Annotated in this window: 6 protein-coding genes; 1 reads left to right on the forward strand and 5 read right to left on the reverse strand. The window is 70.8% G+C overall.

All coding sequences use genetic code 11. From position 1 onward, the window contains the following. Positions 1-134: 134 nt before the first annotated feature. The 4 genes from BLR99_RS19545 to BLR99_RS19560 form a co-directional block, all read right to left on the reverse strand. Positions 135-2294 (reverse strand): alpha/beta hydrolase domain-containing protein, encoded by a 2160-nt coding sequence (locus tag BLR99_RS19545; protein WP_046060071.1) that lies wholly within the window; start codon positions 2292-2294, stop codon positions 135-137. Positions 2295-2462: 168 nt separating this feature from the next. Then, positions 2463-3455, reverse strand: coding sequence for a Bug family tripartite tricarboxylate transporter substrate binding protein (locus BLR99_RS19550; protein ID WP_011796449.1), 993 nt, complete (start codon positions 3453-3455; stop codon positions 2463-2465). A gap of 52 nt (positions 3456-3507) precedes the next feature. Continuing rightward, a complete protein-coding gene (locus BLR99_RS19555) occupies positions 3508-3900 on the reverse strand; it encodes an AtuA-related protein (protein WP_011796450.1) in 393 nt (130 codons plus the stop codon). Positions 3901-3913: 13 nt separating this feature from the next. Next, entirely contained in the window at positions 3914-5266 is a 1353-nt protein-coding gene (locus BLR99_RS19560; protein WP_011796451.1) for an acyclic terpene utilization AtuA family protein, read from the reverse strand. A 127-nt stretch (positions 5267-5393) separates the two neighbouring features. Here BLR99_RS19560 and BLR99_RS19565 point away from each other — a divergent pair, with 127 nt between their 5' ends. After that, positions 5394-6290 carry a LysR family transcriptional regulator gene (locus tag BLR99_RS19565; protein WP_011796452.1) on the forward strand — a complete coding sequence of 299 codons (897 nt, stop codon included), beginning with the start codon at positions 5394-5396 and terminating at the stop codon, positions 6288-6290. A 27-nt stretch (positions 6291-6317) separates the two neighbouring features. On the opposite strand, the gene BLR99_RS19570 is transcribed toward BLR99_RS19565, so the two are convergent. Continuing rightward, on the reverse strand, positions 6318-6492 hold a 175-nt coding region (locus BLR99_RS19570; RefSeq protein WP_139160184.1), incomplete at its 5' end, for an integrase core domain-containing protein.

Here is a 6492-nt window from a genome sequence, read left to right on the forward strand (position 1 = left end):
TCGCAAGGGCGGGGCGCCCTGCCCCGCCACTCTACGCACCCCCGGCCGGCACGTACAGCCCGCCGCGTCACACCGCCGCACTCCCCGACAGCATCCGCCCCGGCGCAAAGGCGTCCCGGGGCGCCCGGTGGCGTTCAGGGCAGGATGTTGGCCGCCCGCGCCCTGGCCACGATCGCGTCGGCGTCGCGGCGCAGCAGCAGGCGCTGCGCCACCAGCCCGTCGGCGGCACGGGACACGGCGGCCACGTATCCCGCCTGCGAGCCGTACAGTTCCTCCAGCGACGGCCGCCCGTCGCCGGCGGCCAGGCGCGCCGCGCGTGTCTTGTGGAACGGGATGAAGCTGCCCGTGAGGTTCGCGAGATCAACGATGCCGGGCGTGGCCACCTCGTTGAACTCGATGCTCGTGCCCAGCGGCGCCTGGGCCTCCACGCTCTGGATGCCGGCCTGCGCCAGCCCCGTCGCCGGATCCACCTGCGGCACCAGGATGGCGTAGTCACGCCCCACCACCCGCGGAGGCAGCACCGTGGCGATGCCCGACTCGTCCTGTGGAACGTACTGCGGCCCGAAGTCCAGCAGGGTAAAGCCGTTGTAGCGCGCCTGGTAACGGAATTCCGGAATCGGTGCCCGCACGCCGCCCGCGCTCCAGGTCAGCCCCTTCATGGCCGGATAGGCGACCTGGGCCGGACGCACCAGCGTGCCGTCCGCGATGCGGGGCACCTGGCTGGCCGGCGGCTCGGCGCCGCGCACCACCCAGTCCTCCAGCGCGGGGAACAGGGCCCGGAAGGTGTCGTTGAAATGCACCACGGTGCCGGCGGGATAGACGGTGCGCGAAGGCGCGTAGCTGATGCTTTCCACCCCGCCCGCCCCGCCGTGCTGCGTGCTCGCGTAGTAGTAGATGCGCGCATTGGCGGGCTGGGCGATGTCGCGCTGGCCCCGCGCATCGGTGAGCACGGGCGAGCCCTGCAGTTGCCAGAACTCGGTGCCCGACAGGCCCAGGAAGAAGCGCGGGCAGGTGCCGGTCGCGCTGCAGCGGCGCATCACCCCGCCCTCGCGGCCGCTCACCGCATCCACGTAATCCGCCGCCAGGCCGCGCGGCGCCGTCTGCCCGAAGGCCGTATGGTCGGTGCGCAGGCCACCACCGCCGCCGGGCACGGCGAAGCGGGTGTTCACGTTGGTCTGCCGCGCCGCCACATGGGCGTAGATGCCGTCGAACACCATGCCCCCATCCAGCCGCTGGTTGAAACCCAGGTGCAGGAAGGTCTTCATCGCATTGCCCGACTGGGACGTGCCCTGTCCGATCACGTGCGTGATGCGGCCCGCCAGCGGATTGGCCCGGCCGTCCGCGTCGGCGGCCCTGCCGCGGAAAAAGCCCACGGTATCGCGCAGCGCAGCGAGCCCCACGCCCATGACCTTCGGATCCTTGGCCACATAGACCAGTTCGTACAGATACTGCGGATCGAACCCGCCGCGCAGGCAGACACTGGCGGGGCTGGGCGTGCCGGGGAACGGGTTGGCCCCGGTATCGCAGGCGGCGAACTTCCAGTCCGCAGCCGGTATGGCTTCGCGCGGATCGGTCTCGTTGCGGCGGCGCGTGAGCGAATAGCCCGGCTGCGTGTTGTCCAGTGCCGCGGGCTCGTAGGGAATCATGGTGCCATTGAAGACGCCTCCGGGCAGCGCCATGGCCGCGACCGCGGCGGTGGGCACCAGCTCCGTGCGGTACGGGCCGGTGATGCTGCTGCCGTCGGCATTGCGGGCCACGGGCACGGTGGCCGTGAGCCGCGCGGGCGAACTCTTGGGCACGTCGCCCTGCCATGCGGAATAGAGAAAGGTATAGCCCCGCTCGAAATACACCGCGTCGCCCGGCACGGCCGCCGGATTGGGCAGCGTGAGGATGTTGCCGCGGTTGGGTGCGTCGTAGCGCAGCACGCCCCCGGCCTTGGACATGTCCTTGGGCTTGAGCAGCACGAAGTCGGCGCTGTATTCCACCATGCCGCGGCTGTTGCGCGGCGCGAGCTGCAGATCCTGGATCACGGCATTGCGCGGATCCGCCGGATCGATTTCGCCCTGTACCGTGCCCGACACCTTTTCATACGCGCCCACGCTGCCGTAGCTGCCCGGAAAGTCTTCCGTGGCAGCGATGGTGAAGCGCAGCTTCGGCGCACCGTCCGCCAGCGTCGATGAACCGCCGCCGCCACATGCGGTCAGCAGCGCGGTGGCCGCGAGCGCCGCGGCGGCGGCCGCGGGGAATGGGCGCCGCGGACGGGCGCGCCGGGAAATGGCTCCGGGAAAATGCATGGCGATGTCTCCAGTGTGGTCGTTGTGGAATGCGCAAGCCGCCGCCAGGAACGCCGGACTCCGGGGCGCGACCGCCCCTGGCGATGCGCGACGCCATGCGTTCCGGGCACGAAGCGACCTGTGGGGACTGCCGGGCGGCCAGCCCGGCGCATCAGGGGGGCGCGGGGCCTATTCCGGATCGATGCCGGCGGCCTTGATCACCTTGCCCCACTTCTGCGTCTCGGCCGCCTGGAAGCGGGCCAGCTCGGCCGACGTGGTGGTCCAGGGCTCGGAGCCGGCGGTTTCGTAGAACGACTTCGCCGCGGCGCTCTGCGTGGCGGCGGTCAGCAGCTCGTTCAGCCGCGACACCACGGGCGCCGGTGTTCCGGCAGGCACGTACGCCGCGAACCAGTAGCCCATGTCGTAGCCCTTGACGCCCGCCTCTTCCAGGGTCGGCACGTCCGGCAGCTGCGCGCTGCGCTTCTGCGTGGAATAGCCCAGCGCGCGCAGCTTGCCCGACTTGACCTGCGGCACGCCTGTGGAGGTGTCGGTGATCATCATGTCGATCTGCCCGCCCAGCAGGTCGGTGATGGCGAGCGGATTGCTCTTGTAGGGCACGTGCAGGATGTCCACGCCGGCCAGCTGCTTGAGCATTTCACCGGCCATGCGGCTGGAGGAGCTGCCGCTGCCGAAGCTCAACTTGCCCGGGTTCTTCTTCGCGGCGGCCAGCAGGTCGGCCACGCTGCGGTAGGGCGCGCCGGCGTTCACGACGAGCACCTGCCCGCCCTTGCCGAGGCCCGTGACGGGCACGAAATCCTTCACCGGGTCGTAAGGCAGCTTGCGGTACAGGTGCTCGTTGGCCGCATGGGTGGTGTTCGTCGTGATGAGCACCGTGTAGCCGTCCGCCGGCGCCTTGGCGACCGCCTGGGCGGCGATCATGCCGCTCGCGCCGGCCTTGTTGTCCACGACCACGGCCTGCTTCGTATCGGTGGTGATCGCCTGCCCCAGGGCGCGCGCGAGCTGGTCGGTGGCGCTGCCGGCGGCGAAAGGCACCACGAAGGTGAGCGGCTTGGACGGATAGGCGGCCGGCTGGGCAGATACGGATGCGGCCGGGCCGAGCAGGGCAAAGGCGGCGGCCAGGGCCAGGCGGCGGCGCGACGGGCGGAAGGCGGAATAGTTCATGGTGGCGTTGTCTCCTTGTGGATTTATGTGGGAAGGTGCGGGCGCTCCGCCGTCAGGGCGGGCCGGCCAGGTGCTGCGCGAGCACGGCGGGCACCTGCACGGGCAGGTCCAGCAGCAGGTACGCAAGCGCCTTGCCGTGGCTGTCGAGATTGAGCGAATCGTTCACGCCGCCGTCGAGCACGTCGTCGATCACGAAGTTCATCGCGTGCAGTTGCGGCAGCAGGTAGCGGCGCACGCGGCTCGGCCGGCGCCGGTCGAACCGGCGCGCCACGGCGTCTTCGGTCACCTGCTCCACCAGCACGTCCCAGAGCGCCGGATGCCAGGCGATCACGCTGATGTTCGAGCGGTTGCCCTTGTCGCCCGTGCGCCCGTGCGCGAGCCGGTAGAGCGGCACGGCGATGCGCTCGCCGGAAACCGCCTTGGCGGCCGAATGCGGAAAATCCATCGCGTCCGTCCTTTCAGTCCAGGAAGCGGTGCCCGGTCGGTACCGCTTCGCGCGGCACCAGGCACGACACCATGCCCAGGCGTGGCCGCATGGCAGTGCGCACGCCGCCGCCGCCCGCCGGGCCGCAGCAATACAAGGCCGTGACCTCCCGCACCAGCCGCCGGGCCGCCGCAGGGTCGCGGTGCTGCAGCGCTGCGCGCAGGCGCACGTCGCGGGCGTTGCCCGGGGGCTCCTGGTCCAGCCAGCGGCTGGCGTCGTCCCCGAACACGCTGGTCACGCCGATCAGGTCCAGGCGCAGCGGCGCCACGCCGGCCAGGCGCTCGCGCAGTGTCTCGCCCGCCAGCCGCGCCCGGGCCTCGGCCCGTGGGCCGGCGTAGGAGATCTCGCCCTCGGCGAACCAGCCGGCCTCGAAGCACACGTTCACCTTCAGGGCCGCCGGCCGCTGGTGCCCGCGCACGCCCTCGAGCCGCACGCGGCCCGGGGCGATCTCGCGCACCGTCGCGGCGGTGATGTCCGCCACCACGTCGGGGGTGAGGTAGGCCGCCGGATCGTGCAGCTCGTACAGCAGTTGCTCCTTCACCGTGCGCTCGTCGATGCGCCCGCCCGTGCCCTCCGGCTTGGACAGGGTGCAGTGGCCGTCGGCATCGATCTCGGCGATGGGATAGCCCAGTTGCGCCATGCCGGGCACGTCCTTGTAGCCTGGATCGGCGAAATATCCGCCGGTGACCTGCGCGCCGCATTCCAGCAGATGCCCGGCCATGGTGGCGCGGGCCAGGCGGTCCCAGTCGTCCAGCCTCCAGCCGAAATGCGCCAAAGCGGGCCCGACGACGAGGGAGGGATCGGCCACCCGCCCGCACACGACGACGTCCGCACCCGCCCGCAGCGCCCCGGCGATCGGCTCCGCGCCGATGTAGGCATTGGCGCTCACCACCGGCTCGGCGGGCAGCGCGCTGCCCAGGGCACCGGACAGCAGTGGTTGGTGGCCCGGACCGCTCAGGTCGTCGCCATGCACCACGGCCACGCGCGGACACCGCAGGCCAAGCTCCGTGGCCAGCTGGTGGATGCGGCGCGCGGCACCTTCCGGGTTCGCGGCGCCGAAATTGCTCACGATGCGGATCCCGTGCTCCAGGCAGAGCGCGAGCACCGGACGCAGCAGCTCGTCGAGCAGCGGTTCGAAGCCGGCCTGCGGGTCCGTCCTGCGGGCCAGTTGCGCAAGCGCCAGCGTGCGCTCCGCGAGCGTCTCGAAGATGAGCACGGCCGGGCCGCCACCGCCGATCAGCGCCTGCACCACGGGCAGCGCGGCATCGGTGCGGTCGCCCGAAAAACCGGCTGCGCAGCCGATGCGCAAGATGTCTCCATTCGCCATGCGTTGTGGTCTCCTGGGTCCAATGTAGGCGCCATGGCTTGTTTCGTGAAATAGATTGTTAAGATGGATTCATCTGTTTTTCCGATCAATCCACCGGCCGCATCCACCACGCCGCCCGCCCCCAGCCATGCATCTTTCCAGTCGCCACATCGACGCGTTCCTGGCCCTGGCGCAGGAGCGCAGCTTCACGCGCGCGGCGGGCCTGTGCCACCTCTCGCAGCCGGCGTTCAGCGCCCTGGTGCGCTCGCTGGAAGATGGCCTGGGACTGCGCCTGTTCGACCGCAGCACGCGCCATGTGGAGCTGACGCCGGAAGGCCTGCAGTTCCTGGATTCCGCGCGGCGCCTGCGCGTGGAGATCGACAGCGCGATCGGCAGGGCGCGAGACGCTGCGCAACTGCGGCGCGGCCGGGTGTCCCTGGCGCTGCTACCGTCGCTGGCCGCCGGCTGGCTGCCCGGGCTCCTGGCCGGCTTCCGGGCCGACCATCCGCAGATCGAACTCGACATCGCCGACGTGCTGTCCGAGCCCTGCATCGAGCGCGTGGCGTCGGGCCGCGCGGACTTCGCGCTGGCGGCCATCCGGGCCGACACGCCCTCCCTGCAGGCCGAACCGTTCTGCAGCGACAGCTTCCATCTCGTATGCCGCGCCGACCATCCGCTCGCGAAACGCCGCCCCCGCGGCGGCCTGCAGGTGCAGGATCTCGCGCCCTGGCCGTTCGTGCACCTCGCGCGCACCAGCAGCGTGCGGCAATACCTCGAGGCCGCCATCCATCCCCACGCCATGAACACACTGATGGAGGTCGAGCAGCTCGCCACCGTCATGGGCATGGTGCGCGCGGGCATCGGCATCAGCGTGGTGCCCACGCTCACGCTCTTCCATTTCTCGCAGCCCGGCCTCGTGACTCGGCCGCTGTCGCTGCCGTCCCTTACCCGGCAGATCTTCCTCGTGCGCCGGCGCGACCGCGACCTGTCCATCGCCGCGCGGGAGCTCTACCGCAGGGTGATGGAAAACCGCCCAAGGGCGTAAGGAGGGAAATAGACCGTCCCGCGGGCACTAGCTGTTGAGTCTCACGAGGTTGTTCACACCCGGAATGCGTGTGATGGGAGGCTGATGGCCGAGCGCGGAGTGTGGCCGGCACCAGTTGTAGCCGTCAATGAAGGGCTGCAGGGCAGCCGTGCGTTGGGCTGAGCTTTCGTAGGGTCTGGCATAGGCCCACTCCCGCAGGCTG

Source organism: Paracidovorax citrulli (genome assembly GCF_900100305.1).
Classification (GTDB): domain Bacteria; phylum Pseudomonadota; class Gammaproteobacteria; order Burkholderiales; family Burkholderiaceae_C; genus Paracidovorax; species Paracidovorax citrulli.

What these genes read in the sequence shown, in the direction of transcription:
- BLR99_RS19545 (WP_046060071.1), bottom strand. Translation starts at nt 2,294, where the DNA reads ATGCATTTTCCCGGAGCCATTTCCCGGCGCGCCCGTCCGCGGCGCCCA.
- BLR99_RS19550 (WP_011796449.1), bottom strand. Translation starts at nt 3,455, where the DNA reads ATGAACTATTCCGCCTTCCGCCCGTCGCGCCGCCGCCTGGCCCTGGCC.
- BLR99_RS19555 (WP_011796450.1), bottom strand. Translation starts at nt 3,900, where the DNA reads ATGGATTTTCCGCATTCGGCCGCCAAGGCGGTTTCCGGCGAGCGCATC.
- BLR99_RS19560 (WP_011796451.1), bottom strand. Translation starts at nt 5,266, where the DNA reads ATGGCGAATGGAGACATCTTGCGCATCGGCTGCGCAGCCGGTTTTTCG.
- BLR99_RS19565 (WP_011796452.1), top strand. Translation starts at nt 5,394, where the DNA reads ATGCATCTTTCCAGTCGCCACATCGACGCGTTCCTGGCCCTGGCGCAG.